Annotated in this window: 19 protein-coding genes, 2 tRNA genes and 1 pseudogene; 4 read left to right on the top strand and 18 right to left on the bottom strand. The window is 55.6% G+C overall.

All coding sequences use genetic code 11. The annotated features are described in order from the left end of the window. Nucleotides 1–212: flagellin (locus LBO03_07575; GenBank protein ID MDR3349445.1), on the bottom strand; the 212-nt coding region annotated here is incomplete at its 3' end. Between the two features lie 625 nt (nt 213–837). On the opposite strand from LBO03_07575, the pseudogene LBO03_07570 reads away from it, so the two are divergent. Further along, a pseudogene (locus LBO03_07570) lies at nt 838–1101 on the top strand (HU family DNA-binding protein). A gap of 501 nt (nt 1102–1602) precedes the next feature. On the opposite strand, the gene LBO03_07565 reads toward LBO03_07570, so the two are convergent. The 17 genes from LBO03_07565 to LBO03_07485 form a co-directional block, all read right to left on the bottom strand. Then, nucleotides 1603–2166, bottom strand: coding sequence for a Fe-S-containing hydro-lyase (locus LBO03_07565; GenBank protein ID MDR3349444.1), 564 nt, complete (start codon nt 2164–2166; stop codon nt 1603–1605). Nucleotides 2167–2178: 12 nt separating this feature from the next. Next, nucleotides 2179–3021: a fumarate hydratase gene (locus LBO03_07560; protein ID MDR3349443.1), complete on the bottom strand. Its 843-nt coding sequence runs from the start codon at nt 3019–3021 to the stop codon at nt 2179–2181. A gap of 16 nt (nt 3022–3037) precedes the next feature. Then, complete coding sequence (locus tag LBO03_07555; protein MDR3349442.1) at nt 3038–4276, bottom strand: NADP-dependent malic enzyme; 1239 nt, start codon at nt 4274–4276, stop codon at nt 3038–3040. An 85-nt stretch (nt 4277–4361) separates the two neighbouring features. Then, entirely contained in the window at nt 4362–4829 is a 468-nt protein-coding gene (locus tag LBO03_07550) for a metallophosphoesterase (protein ID MDR3349441.1), read from the bottom strand. 115 nt (nt 4830–4944) lie between these two features. Then, on the bottom strand, nt 4945–5634 hold the full coding sequence (rdgB, locus tag LBO03_07545) for an RdgB/HAM1 family non-canonical purine NTP pyrophosphatase (GenBank protein ID MDR3349440.1): 690 nt from the start codon (nt 5632–5634) through the stop codon (nt 4945–4947). Next, nucleotides 5635–6951, bottom strand: a complete 1317-nt coding sequence (locus LBO03_07540; protein MDR3349439.1) for a histone deacetylase — start codon at nt 6949–6951, stop codon at nt 5635–5637. It abuts the gene before it with no gap. Then, on the bottom strand, nt 6948–8600 hold the full coding sequence (locus LBO03_07535) for a hypothetical protein (protein ID MDR3349438.1): 1653 nt from the start codon (nt 8598–8600) through the stop codon (nt 6948–6950). The genes LBO03_07540 and LBO03_07535 overlap by 4 nt, the downstream gene beginning before the upstream one ends. Nucleotides 8601–8652: 52 nt before the next feature. Further along, nucleotides 8653–9285 (bottom strand): coenzyme F420-0:L-glutamate ligase, encoded by a 633-nt coding sequence (locus tag LBO03_07530; protein ID MDR3349437.1) that lies wholly within the window; start codon nt 9283–9285, stop codon nt 8653–8655. Continuing rightward, nucleotides 9282–9818 (bottom strand): hypothetical protein, encoded by a 537-nt coding sequence (locus tag LBO03_07525; GenBank protein MDR3349436.1) that lies wholly within the window; start codon nt 9816–9818, stop codon nt 9282–9284. The genes LBO03_07530 and LBO03_07525 overlap by 4 nt, the downstream gene beginning before the upstream one ends. After that, nucleotides 9815–10246, bottom strand: coding sequence for an acyl-CoA thioesterase (locus LBO03_07520; protein ID MDR3349435.1), 432 nt, complete (start codon nt 10244–10246; stop codon nt 9815–9817). Before LBO03_07520 ends, LBO03_07525 begins: the two co-directional genes overlap by 4 nt. Before the next feature lie 49 nt (nt 10247–10295). Beyond that, complete coding sequence (locus LBO03_07515) at nt 10296–10922, bottom strand: 7-carboxy-7-deazaguanine synthase QueE (GenBank protein MDR3349434.1); 627 nt, start codon at nt 10920–10922, stop codon at nt 10296–10298. Between the two features lie 121 nt (nt 10923–11043). After that, nucleotides 11044–11691 (bottom strand): 7-cyano-7-deazaguanine synthase QueC, encoded by a 648-nt coding sequence (gene queC, locus LBO03_07510; protein MDR3349433.1) that lies wholly within the window; start codon nt 11689–11691, stop codon nt 11044–11046. A 111-nt stretch (nt 11692–11802) separates the two neighbouring features. Further along, entirely contained in the window at nt 11803–12237 is a 435-nt protein-coding gene (locus LBO03_07505) for a PaaI family thioesterase (GenBank protein MDR3349432.1), read from the bottom strand. A 38-nt stretch (nt 12238–12275) separates the two neighbouring features. Then, a complete protein-coding gene (tyrS, locus tag LBO03_07500) occupies nt 12276–13496 on the bottom strand; it encodes a tyrosine--tRNA ligase (GenBank protein MDR3349431.1) in 1221 nt (406 codons plus the stop codon). 51 nt (nt 13497–13547) lie between these two features. Next, nucleotides 13548–14852, bottom strand: a complete 1305-nt coding sequence (gene rpoN / locus LBO03_07495; GenBank protein MDR3349430.1) for an RNA polymerase factor sigma-54 — start codon at nt 14850–14852, stop codon at nt 13548–13550. A gap of 110 nt (nt 14853–14962) precedes the next feature. Continuing rightward, nucleotides 14963–16255, bottom strand: a complete 1293-nt coding sequence (locus LBO03_07490) for a hemolysin family protein (protein ID MDR3349429.1) — start codon at nt 16253–16255, stop codon at nt 14963–14965. Nucleotides 16256–16982: 727 nt separating this feature from the next. Then, on the bottom strand, nt 16983–17276 hold the full coding sequence (locus tag LBO03_07485; GenBank protein MDR3349428.1) for a hypothetical protein: 294 nt from the start codon (nt 17274–17276) through the stop codon (nt 16983–16985). 94 nt (nt 17277–17370) lie between these two features. Here LBO03_07485 and LBO03_07480 point away from each other — a divergent pair. From LBO03_07480 to LBO03_07470, 3 genes are all read left to right on the top strand, one after another. Next, nucleotides 17371–17446: transfer RNA gene (locus tag LBO03_07480), tRNA-Thr, on the top strand. A gap of 7 nt (nt 17447–17453) precedes the next feature. Then, nucleotides 17454–17530 (top strand) — tRNA-Met (locus LBO03_07475). Nucleotides 17531–17659: 129 nt separating this feature from the next. After that, a partial coding sequence (locus LBO03_07470; protein MDR3349427.1) for a hypothetical protein occupies nt 17660–17765 on the top strand: 106 nt, incomplete at its 3' end.

Raw genomic sequence — 17765 nt, 5'->3', positions numbered from 1 at the left:
GTGTCCTGCGCGTTCTTCTTCGCCATGTCGAGGCCGCGCACCTGCCCGCGCATCTTTTCCGAAATCGCAAGGCCCGCCGCGTCGTCCGCCGCGCTGTTGATCTTAAGGCCCGACGCCAGCCGCGCCATGGACTTTTCCGCCGCGCGGTTGTTGACCCCCAAATACCTCTGCGAGGTCAGCGAGGGGATGTTGTGGTTGATAATCGATGCCATTTAACTATTCCTCCTTGAATTCTTTCGGGCTTCCTTACCCTTTTTTTGCTGCTTGTTCCTTATTATGCAGGCCGATGCCGGACGTTATCTCCTGCAGCGAGATTCGTTTGGGCATACTGTGCCTATCCACAACTATTATATCGTAATTTTTGTTTCATTTGTTAAGCGTTTTATAAAAATTTTTGTGATTTTTTTTGGAGGGGGATTTTCGCGCCCGCAATTAATTTGCGAGAAGCCCTGTATAACTGCCCGCAGATAAAGGGAGCCTGTTAACGCTGCCGTTCAACGCCCATCTTTTGGCTTTTGGCGAATTTTCCGCCGCGCTTTGCCCTAAAATCTCGCTGAACATAGGGGATCGCCCGCGTTTTGCGCCGCGCAAGATGGCAAATTGTCCCGCAAATCTTAAAAAGTGTTTCAATCCGGGAACAGCATAAAAAACGGGAACTGTCGCCGAGCATCCGGGCGGAGGAAATTGTCCGGGACTTTTGTCTTATTTTTTTGCGAAAAGGTCATATTTCACGCGGTTTTTTTGCGCGGACGGCAGGAAAACAGGAAAATAGCGTGAATTATAAGTCAAGAAGTGCGTTCAGAAAGGCGCACAGCAAAATTTTGGGAGGTTTTATTAATGAACAAATCGGATTTGGTCAATGTTGTCGCCGCCAAAGCGGAAATTACCAAAAAAAGTGCCGATAAAGCTGTAAGCGCCCTTTTTGAAGCGATTAAGGAAGACGTTGCCGCCAAAAACAGGGTGCAGATAGCCGGATTTGGTTCTTTTGAGGCGCGTGCCCGCGCCGCGCGCAAAGGCAAGAACCCGCAGTCCGGCGTCGAGATCAGCATCCCGGCCGCTACCGTTCCCGCATTCAGAGCCGGCAAAGCCTTTAAGGTAGCCACCAACGGCAAGAAAGCAGCAGCCGAAGTAGTACATCAAGTCGCAGGCGAACGCCCGCGCGCAGCAAGTGCCGACCCTCTTAAAGTTGCGGCGAAAAAACCGGCCGCCAAAAAGCCGGCCCCTAAAGCAAAGAAAAAATAAACCTTACTATAAAATTAATTATTGGTTTTGCAGATGATCAATTCCCGCCGAACCTTCGGACAAATAAAGCCACCGATTGCCGCCGCCGGCGGCTTTTGGTGGCTTTATGGCAATTTCGGGCAGCCGCTTGCGGTTTTGTGGCCAAAGCAAGCGTGCCGGACATGGTTATGCGCCCAATCTGCTGTTCGGCGTGATTTTCGGATAATTTCCCCTTTTAAATTGCCCGAAAAAACTTTTTCTCCCGAATTGATGGCATCAAAACAAAAGCCCGTAGCGCGGCGCTTTTGGCAGGGGGCACTTTGCGCCGTTTTGCGTTCGGCGGACCGCACGCGGGGATTCGTTACAGGCGTTTGGCGTTTTTCATTCCCGGCAATATTTTTTGAACCCTATTTTATAATAATCATTGCCCTCGCTGTCGATGACGACGATCGCCGGGAAATCCTCGACGATCATTTCCGCGAGCGCCTCGGATGCAAGGTCTTCGTAGTCAACCACCCGGTAAGATTTCACCCTTTGCGCGATGAGCGCGGCCGCGCCGCCGATCGCGGCAAAATAGACCGCGCCGTAGCGTTTTATCGCATCGATGACTTCCTGGGCGCGCGAACCTTTGCCGATCATGCCTTTCATGCCAAGGCGGAGCAATTCCGGCGAATACTTGTCCATGCGGCCGCTGGTAGTGGGGCCGGCCGAGCCGATCGGCTGGCCGGGTTTGGCGGGGGAGGGGCCGACATAGTAAATTATCTGCCCTTTTATGTCAAAAGGCAGTTTGCCGCCTTGGGCGAGCGTTTCCGTCAGGCGCTTGTGCGCGGCGTCGCGCGCGGTGAAGATAGGGCCGGTAATCCTGACGCTGTCGCCCGCTTTTAAGCTGCGCGCAGCCGCGTCCGTGAGGGGCGTCGTTATTTTAATGGTTTTTTTCTCCGCCATCTTCCCAGCCTCCTAAAGTTCTATTTCCGCGTGGCGGCTGGCATGGCAATTAAGGTTCACCGCCACCGGCATCTGCGCTATGTGCGTAGGGAAACATTCAATTTTTACCGCGATGGCGGTTATCCGGCCGCCCAAGCCTTGCGGGCCGATGCCGGTATTGTTGACTTTTTCCAATATGTCAGCTTCCATTTTGGCGTAGCGGGGATCGGGGTTTACGTCGCCTAACGGGCGCAGGAGGGATTCTTTGGCTAAAAGCGCCGCTTTTTCCATTGTCCCGCCGATGCCTATGCCGACCACCACCGGCGGACAAGGATTGGATCCGGCGCTTCTTACCGTATCGACGGCAAATTTGATTATGCCTTCCGGCCCGTCGGAAGGCTTGAGCATTTTCAGCCCGCCCATGTTTTCGCTGCCCGCGCCCTTGACGGCCAGCCGCAATTTAAGTTTTTCGCCCGGCACGAGCCGCGTGTGGATGATGGCCGGCGTGTTGTCAAGGGTATTCTTGCGGTCAAATACCGGGTCGTTCACGGACGACTTGCGCAGATACCCTTCCGTGTAGCCGAGCGCCACGCCTTTATTGATTGCGCGCTCAAAGTCGCCTTCTATCCTCGCGTCCTGTCCCACGTCGGCGAACACTACCGTAAGGCCCGTATCCTGGCAAAGCGGCACATTTTCCCTGCCGGCAAAGTCGGCGTTGTCGACGATTGTTTGAATTATTTCCCGGCCGAGCGGGGATTCTTCTTTTTGGGCCGCTTCCTTCAAGGCGCAGTACATGTCTTTGGTCAGGTAATAATTTACGTCTATGCAGAGTTTTTTTACCGCCTGGGTTATACTGTCAGCAGTTATTGTCCTCAATGGGTGTGTCCCCCCTTTATTCTCCCCTGAGTTTCTTTACGCGCGCCAGAGTATTGTCGTAAACTTCCCGCGCGTCGACTTTAAAGCGCGCGACGCCTTGCTCTGCGGCGGCTTTGGCCACGGCCGCGGCCAAAGTCGGCGCCACTCTCGGGTCAAAAGCGTCCGCCACCACATAATCCTCGCGCAGTTCTTTTTCATCTACCAGATTGGCCAGGGCGTAGACCGCCGCGATTTTCATTTCCTCCGTTACCCGGCGGGCCCTGACGTCAAGCGCGCCGCGAAACAGCCCCGGGAACACCATTACATTATTTATCTGGTTGGGATGGACGGAAAGGCCGGTTCCCGCCACTTTGACCCCGGCGGCTTTGGCCTCGTCATAATCTATCTCCGGCACGGGATTGGCGCAGCCGAACACCACGGCGCCCTTGTTCATGGTTTGCATAAGCCCTTTGGTGAAAAGGCGCGGCCCGGACAGGCCTATGAGTACGTCGGCCCCCTTGGCCGCCGTGACTAAATCGCCTTTGATTTTGCCTTTGTTGGTGTTTTTCGCGACTTCCAGTTGAATTCTGTTAAGCCCGGCGTCCATACCGTCATAAAGTATGCCGCAAGAATCCACGGACAGGACGTTCTCGGCGCCCATACGGACCAGCAGACGCGCAACCGCGCTGCCGGCCGCCCCGCAGCCATTCACCACGACGCGGGCGGTCTTTAGATCTTTCCGCACGAACCGCAGGCCGGCGACGACGCCGGACAAAACGGCGATCGCCGTTCCGTGCTGGTCGTCGTGAAACACCGGTATGTCCATGATTTCTTTGAGCCGGTCTTCTATGTCGTAACATTTAGGGGAGGAGAAATCCTCTAAGTTGATACCGGCGAAAGACGGCTGCAAAAGCCTGACCGTCCTGATGATTTCTTCCGGGTCCTTGCTGTCGACGCAAATAGGCACGGCGTCCACGTCGGCAAAGGATTTAAACAGCACGGCTTTGCCTTCCATGACCGGCATGGCGGCGACCGCGCCTATGTCGCCCAATCCGAGCACCCGCGTGCCGTCGCTGATTACGGCGATCATGTTGCCGCGGCAAGTCAAGGCAAACGACTGTTCCGGATCTTCCTTTATCACCTTGCAAGGCTCCGCCACGCCCGGCGTATAAGCCAGGCCCAATTCCTCCCTGTTGGTCAGCTTGACCTTTGACGCTACCCCCAAAATCCCCGTATGTTCCGCATGGTACCTCAACGCATCCTCTTTCAGCCCCATAATTTGCCTCCTGCATTTTCCAAATATAAATTTTTATTGTTATGTTAATTTTATCTTTATAAATGCTTTATTACAAGTTAATTTATTATAAAGCGGGCAAGGCGACAAAACGCGCGGCGGGCGGCTTGCCTTCGGCCGCCGTCAGCAAGGCGTAGCCTTTGGCGCTGCCGCGCCTCGGGAAAGCCGGGCTGCCGGGGTTTATGAACAATATGCCTTCGCGCCGGAAGATGTCCGGGACATGCGTGTGCCCGTAAACGATTATGTCGGCGTTCATCCGCTGGTTTTCCGCCAAAAGGTCCCAGCAGTTATGCCCGTGCGTCAGCCATATTTTACAGCCGCCCCTTAAAAGCATTTTGTTGTAAGCGAAACGATCGGGCGCAAAGTCGTTGTTGCCCGCTACCGCTTTTACCGGCAGGCCTGACAGTTCTTGCAAAAGGCGGGCGTCGCGGCAAAAATCGCCGGTGTGCAGCCATTCGGCAACGCCCTTTTGCGCCGCCAGCGTCCTTAGCGCCGCCGTATCGCCGTGAGTGTCGCCGGTTACGCCGATAAACATCCTCAGAGCCCTCCGGGTCTTTGCGCGTCCTTGGTACCGTTTCCGGACAAAAAACATGCTGTCTTTGCTTTGCGGCCAATTTGCCGCCTTGTTTTAATCCGGGAGCATTAAATTATTAATCCGCGCCGGCGCCGCCCGCCAAGCGCGAAGATTGCAGAAATTCCAGCAGCGCGGCCAGCGCCCGTCCGCGGTGGCTGATCGCGTCCTTTTCCTGCGGGCTTGCCTCGGCCAGCGTTTTCCCCAGCGCCGGAACGAAAAAAAGCGGGTCATAGCCAAACCCTTCGCCGCCGCGGCCTTCCCGCAGCAATGTCCCTTCGGTTTCGCCTACGGCGCTGAATATTATGCCGCCGGCCGCGTCAGATAAGGCGACAGCGCAAACAAAACGGCAGGCGCGGTCGTCCTTGTCCGCCATGTTTTGCAGCAAAAGCCGGTTGTTTTCTTCGTCATCCGCCTTTTCCCCGGCGTAGCGGGCGGACATGACGCCCGGCGCGCCGCCGAGCGCGTACACCTCCAGCCCGGAATCGTCCGCTACGCAACATTCGCCGGTCAGCCGGGCGTAATAGCCGGCTTTTGCTTTGGCGTTTTCCAGAAAGGTCAGGCCGGTTTCCTCCGGCGCGGCGATATCCGGCCAATCGGCCAGTGTCAGCAGGGAAAAAGGCCGGTTTTTCAGCAGGCGCGCGAATTCGCGCGCTTTGCCGGCATTGCCGGTCGCCGCCAGCAATTTCTTTATAGCGGGTTTAGCGGCGCCGTCCGGCCTTGCTGTCAGATCGCGCCGGCGGCCGCGCTCTTTTGGGTCAGTCCGCATTTATATCCTTTCCAACAGGTCTTTGGCCTTGTCCTGCACAAAAAAGTAATCATGCCCGCCTTGCTTTTTGGCGCGCAGCACCGCGTCATAGGCGCGTTTGGCGCAATCCGGGCAGCTTGCCGCCCAAACAACCGCGATAAAGGCCGACTGCTCCCCGAAATAGCTGCCCCGCGCCGAACTGTCGATAGTAAGGTACCCGGGGCATTTGGGGCAGTAAAAGGCGGTTTCCGTCTGCATCTCGCGTATCCCGTCCGTATCGTAATAGATCGGTTTTTTTCTCGTCCAGGAAGAGCCGGCTTTAGCGATCTTTTCGGCTTTAAGCTTGCCGCGCGCCGACCAGAGCGCCCGGCCGTCGCTGACAAGCTGGGCGACGCGCGCCGCCGTGTGCTTGCCTTCCGGGCGCAAATCCCGCCGGTCGGGTTCCAGCACGCGCGAATAATCCAGACCGGCCATGGCCAGCACTATGCCGGTATTGACATAAGGCAGGGCCGCCTCTATCGAGTAGCCGCCTTCCAGCACCGCTATATCAGCTTTCAGTTTGTCGGCCAGGCGGGCGTAGCCCTGCGCCGTAACCTGCATGGAGGCCAGCATGTCGGTGTAATGATTGTCCTGCCCGGCGGAATTTATCAGGATGTCCGGCTGAAAATCGTCCAGTATCGGCCGGATAAGTTCGTCGAACAAAAGATGTACGCCCACATCGCCCGTTTCCGGCAAAAGGGGCAGGTTGATGGTCGCGCCGAAAGCGTAAGGGCTGCCCGCTTCCTCCATAAATCCGCTGCCGGGGTAAAGCGTGTGCCCGTCCTGGTGAAAGGATATAAAAAGCGTGTCAGGGTCGTGATAAAATATCTCCTGCGTCCCGTCGCCGTGATGCACGTCCGTATCCACTACGGCTATGCGGCCGGCGCCGTAAGTTTTCCGCAGATAATCAATCATGATCGCCTCTATGTTAATAGTGCAGAAACCCCTTATGCCGTGCGCCACCCGCATAGCGTGGTGCCCCGGCGGGCGCACCAGCGCGAAAGCCCTTTTTACTTCCCCTTTCATGACTGCGTCGGCCGCCGTCAAGGTCCCGCCGGCCGAGACTAAATGAGCGTCGGTTACGATGTTGTTAAGGTCGGGCACAACGATGTGCGTTCTTTCTATGTCGCGCCGCCCGGCCACGCGCGGTTTGTATTCCCTTATCGCGGCAAGATCGAGAAGCCCTTCCTCCACGATCTGATCGTAGGTGTAAATAAGCCGTTCCTGCCGCTCTGGATGCGTTTCGGAAATCATCCAGTCCACCGCCGGGAAAAATACCAGGCCCAAAGGTGCCGTCATTGTCCGCCAGCTCCTTTCACAGTAAAAAATACGCCCGGCGTAAGTTGCATGGCTATGTTGATTATATTGCCGCTTTGCCAGCCGTCCCGGATTACGGGGAATTGCTCCTGCCAGAGCGTTTCCGCGCCGTGAAACTCCACGCCGCCGTTTTGCGCTTCTCGGCGCAGCCACTCCGTGAGCAGGATCTCCCCGTCCCGGACGGAGAATTTACGGTCAATGTCCATGCCCTGCGCCGCTTGCGGCAGTATGCAGCGGCCCAGCGCGGTATCCGCCCGGAGTACGCCTAAAATAGTCGGGCGCGCTACCGCCGCGCCCACGGCGTTGGCCACCAAGGCGGCCGCCGGAATGTCAAACGGCAGGCCAAGCTGCCCGGCTATTTCCGGCACAAGCCCTTTGGCCGCGCCGCCGATGCCGATTACCAGTTCCGGGGCGAATTTGTGGGCTTTTATAACGTCCTCGACGCGATACACCGGTTCCAGCGCGTATTCTTCGATCATTTCCCTGATCACCGCGACTATTTTGCCGGCGGCCGCCCGCACCGCTTCGCCCGCGACCGCCTCCGGCGCCTCGCCCGGCCGCGCAAGGCTGCGCATTGCCGAACGCGCTTTTTCCACGTCGCCAAAATCGTCAAACCGCAAAAGCAAAAAGGCGTCCGTCAGGGTAGGCACGGATCCGCCCAAGGCCATGGCCGGGCCCACCCGCCCGGGGCCAATCGCGATCCCGCTTTCCGTCCGCTTGAGGCAGCTGTCGCCGCCGACCGGCACGGAAGAAAGATGCAGCGCCCGCACCGCGGTTGGATATCCGTTTATTTTCGCCCCGCGCTTGCCGAAAAGCGGCCGGTTGCCCTCCCAGAAAGCTATGTCGGTAGTCGTGCCGCCTATATCAAGCGAAACAGCCCGCCGAGCGGGATTGACAAGCGCCTTTATCCCCACCGCGCTGGCGGCCGGGCCGGTAAAATATGTTTCGGCCGTGTATCTTCCGGCCAAATTTTCCGGCATGGTTCCGCCATCGGCTTTAAGCACATACAAAGGCGCGTGTATCGCGCGCTTTTTAAGCCCCTCCCGGACGGCCGCAAAAAAACCGGCGCACAAATCCAGCGTGGCCGCCGTGTAATAAGCGGAATTGGTACGCCGGATGAACCCTAAGAGGCCGGACATGCTGTGGCCGGTAACGACGTCCTTGACGCCGCGCGCTTTCAACTCCCGCTCAAGGGCCAGTTCGCTTTCGGGATTGCGGACGGAAAACTTGGCCGACACTACCGCCGGGGCGCCGGCAAGAAAGCCGCCGGCCGTAGCCGGCAGTTTTGCGTAGTGTACATTATGGCCGCGGTGATCCGTATAGCCGTCAATAACGACAGGCGGCGCCGGAAAAGCTTTCCGGCAGTCAAACCCCGGACCCGGCACGGCGAATATATTGACTTTCGGCAATTGGCCTGTCGCTATGGCGTTGGTAACCAAAGTGGTGGAGATCGCCGCCCGTTTCAGCTTGCCGGCCGCACCGGAGCCTTCCAGCACGCCGTCCAGCGCCGCGAGCAGGCCCTCGGCGACATTGCCGTGCGTGGTGTGGCGTTTTGCGCTATAAAGCACCCGTTCGTTTTCAATGATCACGGCATCGGTAAACGTGCCGCCGACATCTATTCCCAGCAGCAACCTGGCCACCCCCAAAAAATCAAAATAGGCGGTTTCCCTCCGGTGGACAGCATTACGCCGCGTAATCTTTGATGATCACGATCGGCGTTTTCTGGCTGTCGTTGCCGAAAGGATTGTCCCGCAAAATTGTTTCCAGCCCTTTGGCGTCAAGGCCGGCGGAAACGCCCAGCACCGCCGCCCGCTGCAAATCGTTCGCGTCGACGATCGCCGCGCCGCGGCAGCCGGTGGCGATACGGATGGATTCGGCCGCTTTGTCGGAATCTCTCGGCCCGTAAACTATATGCTTGTCAAAAGGCGGCATGGTTCCTGTAACGTCGTCAATAAGCCTGGCCTGTTCGCCCGCCAGTTGGTAAAACACGCCGGGCCTTCCCGCCAGTTTGGCCAGAAACCCGGCGACGAAAGCGCACAATACCCGCAGCCGCCCTTCTTCCTCCATGAGCGCCTGCATACTGTGCCGGGCGGAAAGGCTGCCTTTTTGCGGGAAGAAGCGGCAGAGGATTTTGGCGAGGAAACACGGCCGCATGTCCTCCGGGCGTTTTGCCCGCCCCTGCGTGATCGCGAGGACGCTTTCCGCCACGGCTATGACGTCGTCGGCTTCAACCTGTCCACGCGTATATTCGGCGACAGCCTTGACGATATCGTCCCGTTCCGTCAATATCCTGGTCTTTACCGGCACAACCTTCATAGTTTCATCCCCTTTGCCGCGCCGTCACGGATCTCTTCCAAAGGCAGGCGAAGAGCCGTTTTTCTTATTTTGGGCGCGCCGCGCCCCACCAAAGAGCAATAAAGGTCAATCGTTATGTCGACCATGCCGGCGAACAATTCGGAAACGGAAACGCCCTCTTGGGGCACAAATTCCATTGTCAGGATAAAATTGCCGCGCATGCCGGCGCGCGCGATAAAAGCTTCCAGATAGCCGTCGCCGCGCCGCGCCGCCTCCCTTTCCAGCCGGGCGCTCAAAAGCCCGAGGTCAAATTGTTCCCGGGGCAAAAGCGGACGCGCGAAGGCGTCCAGCACAATCCCGTCCTGCCGGCCGGCGTTCGCGAAAGGCACTTTGAGGGAGAAAACCGCCCGCCGCTCATCTATCAGGTCGCAGGACAACTTTTCGCGCTCCTTTGGCAAAATGGCGACCGCCTCGTCGCCCTGCGCCGCTATATAAACGCAAACAGCCGCCGCCAGCAAAAGCGCGGCCGCCAAAAGCACATAAACGGCCGTCACGGTTCGCCCCCGGCGGCGGACTTTTCCTTTTCGTAAAAACTAAGAAGCGGCTGATAAAATTCATCGCAAAGCCGCGCGACCTTGCCGCCCGCATTGGTAAAAACGTTGCAGGTATGGCCTTCGGCCAGCAATGCGGCATCGGCGCGCCGGCGCGCCTGGTAGGAAAACACCATCTTTGCCCGCGTCAATTCGGGCATTGTTACCTGTATGCCAAGGCAATCGCCGTAACGCGCGGAAACCTTGTAAACGCAACGCGCGTCGCTGATCGGAAAAGAATAGCCGGCTTTCATCAAGTCCCAAAGATCAATGCCGGCGGCTTTCAAAAAAGCCACCCTGGCAGACTCGAACCACCGAAAGTAATTGGCGTGGTGCGCCACGCCCATCATGTCGGTGTCGGCGAAACGGACCGTTTCTTCAAAAGAGAACAATGCTTACCCCTCCCCCCCACGCGGCCGTGTTCCTTTGGCGGGCCCTGCGCTACTGCATGTCGGCCATTTTATGGGTTTGAAAGGACAGCCCCCATTTTTTGGAACCTTTGCGCATATTAAGCTTGCCCAAGGTTTGAATGGTCGGCAGGACGTTGAATTTCTCGTCAATGGAACAGCAAGGCGAAAGATAATAATGCTGCGCGACAATGCGATCTTCAATGAACACGCAAAAATCAAACACGTCGCCGTCCACCACCACCCGCACCTCGTCGGCGAAACTTATCGCCGAGGCGTTTTCGTACAAAGAGGCGTAAAAGGATTTAGGGGAAACGGATATATAGTTGAAAAGCAGTTCCGCTTCCTCCGGCAGTCCGTTGACGCCGTTGGTTTCCAAGGCCAGCCAATACCCGTGGCTTTTCAGCAAACGCGCCAAATCAAGCAAATTCTCGTGCATGGTCGGCTCCCCGCCGGTAATGACGACGTTCTTGACCTCAAAAGCCCGCACAATGGAAAGGATGGCATCAATGTCCATTTCGTCGTTTGCCGCAAAATCGGTGTCGCACCAAACGCAGTGGAGGTTGCAGCCGGACAGCCGGATAAAAACAGCCGGCCTGCCGGTGTTGAAGCCTTCGCCCTGCAAAGAATAAAAAATTTCATTTATCAGAAACGTACTCATCGCATGCGCTCTCCTTAAATATCATAATTCAGGGATCTCCGGCCGGCCAAACCGCGCCGCACCAAACGCGCGCTGCGGCATGTCAAGGGAAATGTCCGCTTTTCGCCCGCTTTGGCGCGATTCATTTCGCTTCTTTTTCCGCCGCGTACTCGCGGTAGCCGCGCTCGCGCAGCATGCAGGCGGGGCAGCTGCCGCAGCCGCCGCGCACGTTGTTGTAGCAGCTGTGCGTCCGCGCCCTTATGAACTCAAGGCGGCCCAAGCTGTCGGCAAGCGCCCAGGTCTGTTTCTTGCTAAGCCACATGAGCGGCGTGATAAGCCTGAATTCATAGTCCATGGCGAGATTTAAAGTAACATTGAGCGATTTTACGAAAATATCGCGGCAGTCGGGGTAGCCGCTGAAATCAGTTTGGCAGACGCCGGCGACAATGTCTTTGACGTCCTTGCTTTTAGCGTAAACGGCCGCCAGGAAAAGAAACAACATATTGCGTCCGTCCACGACCGTATTGGGGTATTTGTTCCCTTGCTTTATTTCGCCGCCGCCCTTTAAAAGCGCGCTTTGCGCGATTTGGCCTAAAAGCCCGGCGTCCATGACCGTATGCCTGACCTTTAGCTCTTTTGCGATTGACTGCGCCGCTTCCAGCTCCAATTCGTGCTTTTGCCCATAAGAAAAAGACAAGGCTTCCACATTTTCCGCGCCGCGCAAACTTATTGCCTGCAACAGGCAGGTGGCGCTGTCCTGCCCGCCGGAAAACACCACCACCGCTTTCATCAATAAGGAACATCTCCCGCGAAAATTTATATATCTTTTGCCAACTTCGACAATTATCGCGATATTCCTGCAACAGGGCGGGGGAATTTTAACGGCGCGTTGTCCGCCGCCTTATTTGCGCCCTGTGCCGTATACGCCGTCGTCTTCGCCCAGAACAAAATATATGGCCTTGCCTCCCGCTACCAGCTTGCCGTCCTCCGCGCGGACTTCGGCTTTGGCGTGCAGTATTGTCCTGCCCGCCTGTTCCATTTCCGCCGAAGCGTACAAAAACCCGCCGATTTTGGCCGGGGCGTAGTACACGGTATTGGTCTCAATAGTTACTATCTTATATTTCAGGGTGCGCAAAGCGATGCCGGTTACCGAATCCACCAGCGCCGCGCAAATGCCGCCGTGCGCGATGCCGTAAGAGTTCGCGTGGACGGAAAAAAGCGGCATCCGGATCCGCGCGCTCCCGCGCGCGGTATCTATTACCTCTATGCCCATGAATTTGTTAAACGCAACGTCATTGTTAAAATGCGACTTAATAAATTCCGCCCAGTCGGACACTGCCAAAACATCCCTTTCCCCATGCCGCCAAGGCTTTTTTATTTTACGACTATCCGATGGTAAGTCTTTTTGCCTTTGCGGAGCAGAAGGCTGCCGTCGCCGTCAAACATGGCCGGGGCAAACGCTGCTTCCGGATCGGTTATTTTTTCCTCGCCGACGTAAATGCCGCCGCCGGCGATCAACCGCCTGGCTTCGCTCTTGCTGGCGGTTATGCCGGCGGCCGCCAGGACATCCGCCATCTTCCCGCCTTGCTGCTGCTTGGCGATAAAAACCGTCGGCGCGTTTTCCACGCCGCCGCCCGCGCCAAAGAGCGCCTCGGCGGTTCCGGCCGCTTTTTCGGCTTCTTGCGCGCCGTGGACAAGGCTGGTTACTTCAAAGGCCAAGATTTTTTTGGCGTAATTTATTTCTTTGTCGCGAAGCGACCCTAAGCGGCGCACTTCATCCATCGGCAGCCAAGTGAGCAAGGCCAGGCACTCCATTACATCGGCATCGTCGACATTGCGCCAGTATTGATAAAAGTCATAGGGGGAAGTTTTTTCCGCGTCCAGCCACAAGGCCCCTTTTTCTGTTTTGCCCATTTTCTTGCCTTCGCCGGTTGTCAGCAGTTTCGAGGTAAGGCAAAAAGCGCCCGCGCCTTCTTTTTTGCGGATAAGCTCAACCCCGGCCAAAAGGTTTGACCATTGGTCGTCGCCGCCCATTTGCAGCACGCAGCCATAACGTCGGTAAAGCTCAAGAAAATCGTAAGCCTGCATGAGCATGTAATTGAATTCAAAAAAAGACAGCCCTTTTTCCATGCGCTGCTTGAAACATTCGGCCGTGAGCATACGGTTGACGGAAAAATGCACGCCTACTTCCCGCAGAAAATTGATATAGTTAAGATCCAGCAGCCACTCGGCGTTGTTTTCCATGAGCGCCCGGCCGTTTCCGAAGTCGATGAATTTAGCCATCTGCTTTTTGAACCGCCCGGCGTTATGGGCGATTTCCTCTTTGGACATAATGCGGCGCATGTTGTCCTTGCCGCTGGGATCCCCCACCATGGCGGTGCCGCCGCCCAAGAGGCAGATGGGGCGGTGCCCGGCTTTTTGCATGTGCGCCATGGACATGAGCGCGATGAAGTGCCCTATGTGCAAACTGTCCGCCGTTGGGTCAAAACCGATATAAAAAGTTATTTTTTCCTTTTTCAGCAACGCGGCAATTTCTTCCTCGTGGGACAGTTGTTTGACAAACCCGCGTTCTTTCAATATGTCAAGAGCTGACATCGGCAACCTCCTGCATTGTCTGATGAAATATATAGCGAGCCGGCGCACCCGTCACGTATGCTTTTTCCTGGCAAAAGAAGGCTTTATGCCAAGAGTCCCGCGGTATTTGGCAACGGTGCGGCGGGCGATCGTGATGCCTTCCTGCGCAAGCAGGTCGGCCATTTTTTTATCGCTCATGCCGGTTTCGGATTTGGCTATTTCCGCTATGCGTTTTTTTATTTGGGCAAAATTAACTTTACGGCCGGAATCGGTATTTATGCCGGAGGGGAAAAAGGCTTTAAGGGGAATGGAGCCGTGCGGCGTCTGGGCGTACTTTCCGCTGATCGCGCGGCTTACCGTAGACTCGTGCACGGCGGCTATACGGGCGACCTCCCGTAAAGTGAGCGGGCGCATGTGCAGAAAGCCAAATTCCAAAAAATCGCGTTGCAGCTCGACGATGATTTCACTGACCTTGCGCATGGTTTTTTCGCGTTGCTCCAGGCACTGGATGATCCACTGCGCCGAGCGCAAGTTTTTATTGATATATTTTTGCGTTTCCTTGTCAACATTTTTGCGCAAGAGGGCATATTCATCCTGTATGCGCAAGGCACGCAGATAAATGGGGTTCAAATATACAACGAACTGGTTTTCTGCTTTCCGGATAATTATGTCAGGCGTTATGTATTGCGCTTCGGCGTCTTCCAGCCAGCCGTTGACCGGGCGGGGGCTAAGCTTTTTGATGATGCCGACCGCCGCCGTTACCTCCGGCAGGCCGCAGCCTACCGCCATGGCGATGCTTTCAAAATCTTTTTGCGCAAGCGCGGACAAATGATCGCGCACTATGGCCTTAGCCAGAACAACATCGGCGCAGTCCGCCTTTTTGTTCAGTTGCAGGAGCAGGAATTCGGCTATGTTCAAGGACGCGAACCCCGGCGGCTCAATGTCCTGTATGGCTTTTCTCACGTTGTTTACGGCTTGCCGGGTGGTGTTTAGTTTTTCCGCTATGCGGCCAAGCGGCTGCTCAAGATAGCCGCTTGCGTTAAGCGAACCCACAATGTATTCGGCGATAGCTTTTTCTTCGGCGGTTGTTATGCTCAGGGCGATTTGCTGCATGATATAATCATGCAGGCTGGTATTTTGCTTCGCTAAAGGGTAAGGGGCGCCGACGTCCGGAGAATTTTGGCCGCGCGCCAACGGCCAGCGCTCCTCAAATTGAGGCGGCCCGTCCTCGGCAAAATCCAGCACGGGATTTTCCAGCACTTCTTTGTCGAGCAATTCATTAAGCTCCTGCCCCGACATGGCGAGAATGGCGATGGCCTGGACAAGCTGCTGGGTCATATTCAATTTCTGCTGTATTTCGATCTTCAATGTATTCATAAAAATACATCCGTAAATATTATTGAAAAATCTGACATTGTGAACACTCTAAATAACTATACCATAAAAAGCGTTTTTTGTGGACGGCCAAATAATAAAAAATAGCGCCTTTAACTGCGCGGGGAAGGCGCGGCGCCTTCGTCCGCCCCTTCGGGCTGTTTTCTGATTTTGACGCGTACGATGCGCAAATTGACGACTTCCGCTACTTCAAATTGATAGCCGCCGCACGAGAATATCTGCCCGGGCGCCGGATCGACGCCTATCCGGCAATAAAGCCAGCCGCCGATGGTATCGGCCGCCTCTGTGTCAAGCTCCAGCCCCAGGAGATTGTTTATGTCTTCAACCAGCACCAGGCCGTCCACCGAGTAGCCTTCCGAAATTTCCTCGACGGGTTCCCGTTCCTCGTCGAATTCATCCCGGATTTCGCCGAAAACCTCTTCGACAATGTCCTCAAGCGTTACTATGCCGGCCGTGCCGCCGTACTCGTCGATCAAAAGCACTATTTGCGCCCGTTCTTTTTGCATCTGCTTAAAAAGTTCGGAAATGCATAGTGTTTCGGGCACGGTGTTCAGCGGCCTGATAAGGGAATTTATGTCTTTTTTGGTTTGTTTGGCCAGCATGTAGAGGATGTCTTTGGTGTGGACGAACCCGATGATGTTGTCTTTGTCCGTGCCGCAGACGGGGAATCTGGTAAGCTGTTCGCGCAGGGCTATTTCCAGGTTGTCCTCAAAGCTTTTATTGGTATAAAGGCAAATCATTTCCGTGCGCGGGATCATGATTTCTCTGGCCGTGCGGTCGGAAAAGTCAATGACGTTGTCCATCAGCGACATTTCCGTCTGATCAATCAGCCCGCTTTTGTGGCTCTCCTCAAAGAGCTGGCGCAGTTCTTCGTCGGAATGGGCCGCCTCGTGCGGCGTGTCTATTTTCACGCCGATGCCGGCAAGAAGCTTGTTGGACAAAGTGTTGAGCAGCCAAATAAAAGGATACATGGCCTTGTAAAAAGCGATCAGCGGCAAAGCGGTAAAAAGCGTTACGGTTTCCGCCATTTGGATCGACAAGGTTTTAGGCATGAGTTCCCCCAATATTATATGCAGGGCGGTAATAATGGAGAAAGCGGCGATAAAAGATATGCTGCCGACGGCGCCGGCCGGCAGGCCGAAATCATAAAGCAGCGGCGCTATCATGTGGGCGACCGCCGGCTCGCCTATCCAGCCAAGGCCGAGCGAAGCCAGGGTTATGCCCAGTTGGCAGGCCGACAGGTAAGCGTCCAAGCTTTCGGCAATGGCGCGGGCGTAACGCGCCCGGCGGTTTCCCTCCCGCACCAGCGTATCCAACCTTCCCGCGCGTACCTTGACCATGGAAAATTCCGCCGCCACAAAAAAACCGTTCAGGCCGACAAGCAAAAATACCGCCAGGATGTTGAAGAAGACGCTGAAAATACTCAGGCCGTTTATAGGCCACCCCTCCTTTTAAATGGGAAACAGTATCAAGGCAACCTCTGACAATCGTGTGCGCGCCGCTTGCGGCAAAAGAGTTTTTCGCCCGGCATAACGGCAGTGTTTTTGCCAAAGGCGCGCGAAAACCTGGCCGCCGCCCGGGCGGGAAAAGTTTGGGCGGAGCGCCGCAAGGGATTGCTGGAGGGCGGACTTCGCAGCCCACGACAAAAACGAGCTGCTGCCGCAATTAATGTTATAGCGCTGCCCGGCAATAATTGCGGCGTCCTTTTTGTTCGCCGCGGCGCCGGACATCGCCATTAGAGATTCCTGAAGACCAAGCTGCGTTTCGCGGGAAAACAATGCGGCCCGGCCAAACGCAAGGCAAACAATCCCTAAATAAGGCGGCCGCAAAACGTGCCCGCCCCGTCCGAGCCGAAGATAGTGGCATGGAGGGCGAAAGGGCAAGGGCCGGAAAAATCTTAAATCGGGAAGAAGGTCCCTATATTCATTGCTGCTGATAAATTCCATCATTTTCTGTTCAGCGCGGTGGATTTGTCGGCCGCGCTTGGTATAGCGCTTCAACCAAAAAATATTAAGGTCGCTGCAAAGTATAATGATAACATAATTATGGAACATAGTAAAGATTATCGGCGAAATGACCATCCGGCAGCCGGGCGCGTGTCCGACGGAGAGTTTACGGCGCGGCCATGCGGACGTTTTTTTGTGGCTTGCCCATTCGTATATTTATTGCAAGTTGCGGAATTGGCGAAACGTCCCTGCGATTACGATAGCGATTGCATCCTTTCGCGCCGCAAAAATACGGCGAGCATTCTTTGGCCAACTCTACGCCCGCAAAGCATTCCGTTATCTTCAGCCCTCTTTCTTCTCTCATGCTCTCATTATATCCTGTCTTCCCTGCTTTTGGAAAATTGATTTTTGTGCGCGATGGAAAATCCATGTTGACATAAAGACCGTTATCATGTATCATTGTACAGTAATCTTAAAGTTGTTATGATAAAGTCGGATGGTTTCCGCGCTTTCGGCGCGGCGGATCGCAGATGACGGCCATGTTGGCAATTTGCGCTGATGTAGCTCAGTCGGTAGAGCGTATCCTTGGTAAGGATAAGGTCACCGGTTCAATCCCGGTCATCAGCTCCAATTTTATGGCGGCGTAGCTCAGCTGGCTAGAGCATTCGGTTCATACCCGAAGTGTCCGGGGTTCAAATCCCTGCGCCGCCACCAAATCGAAGGGCAAGGCATGTCGTCTATTAAGGATATATGACATGTTTTTTAATTGGATTGGCAAAAAGGCCGGGCGGGCGGGCGCAAATGCCCCGATGCGGCATTTAAAGGCATGAGGAGGCAGGAAAAATGGCAAAACAAAAATACGAGCGCACAAAACCCCACGTGAACATAGGGACGATCGGGCACGTCGACCACGGCAAGACGACGCTCACGGCGGCGATCACCAAAGTGC

It is taken from the genome of Acidaminococcales bacterium, assembly GCA_031290885.1.
Lineage (GTDB): Bacteria > Bacillota > Negativicutes > Acidaminococcales > JAISLQ01 > JAISLQ01.
The sequence above is the reverse complement of the archived record's forward strand: the minus strand, read 5'-3'. Positions and strand labels throughout refer to the sequence as shown.

What these genes read in the sequence shown, in the direction of transcription:
- LBO03_07565 (MDR3349444.1), bottom strand. Translation starts at nt 2,166, where the DNA reads ATGGCGGAGAAAAAAACCATTAAAATAACGACGCCCCTCACGGACGCG.
- LBO03_07555 (MDR3349442.1), bottom strand. Translation starts at nt 4,276, where the DNA reads ATGGGGCTGAAAGAGGATGCGTTGAGGTACCATGCGGAACATACGGGG.
- LBO03_07550 (MDR3349441.1), bottom strand. Translation starts at nt 4,829, where the DNA reads ATGTTTATCGGCGTAACCGGCGACACTCACGGCGATACGGCGGCGCTA.
- rdgB (MDR3349440.1), bottom strand. Translation starts at nt 5,634, where the DNA reads ATGCGGACTGACCCAAAAGAGCGCGGCCGCCGGCGCGATCTGACAGCA.
- LBO03_07540 (MDR3349439.1), bottom strand. Translation starts at nt 6,951, where the DNA reads ATGACGGCACCTTTGGGCCTGGTATTTTTCCCGGCGGTGGACTGGATG.
- LBO03_07530 (MDR3349437.1), bottom strand. Translation starts at nt 9,285, where the DNA reads ATGAAGGTTGTGCCGGTAAAGACCAGGATATTGACGGAACGGGACGAT.
- LBO03_07515 (MDR3349434.1), bottom strand. Translation starts at nt 10,922, where the DNA reads ATGAGTACGTTTCTGATAAATGAAATTTTTTATTCTTTGCAGGGCGAA.
- queC (MDR3349433.1), bottom strand. Translation starts at nt 11,691, where the DNA reads ATGAAAGCGGTGGTGGTGTTTTCCGGCGGGCAGGACAGCGCCACCTGC.
- tyrS (MDR3349431.1), bottom strand. Translation starts at nt 13,496, where the DNA reads ATGTCAGCTCTTGACATATTGAAAGAACGCGGGTTTGTCAAACAACTG.
- rpoN (MDR3349430.1), bottom strand. Translation starts at nt 14,852, where the DNA reads ATGAATACATTGAAGATCGAAATACAGCAGAAATTGAATATGACCCAG.
- LBO03_07485 (MDR3349428.1), bottom strand. Translation starts at nt 17,276, where the DNA reads ATGATACATGATAACGGTCTTTATGTCAACATGGATTTTCCATCGCGC.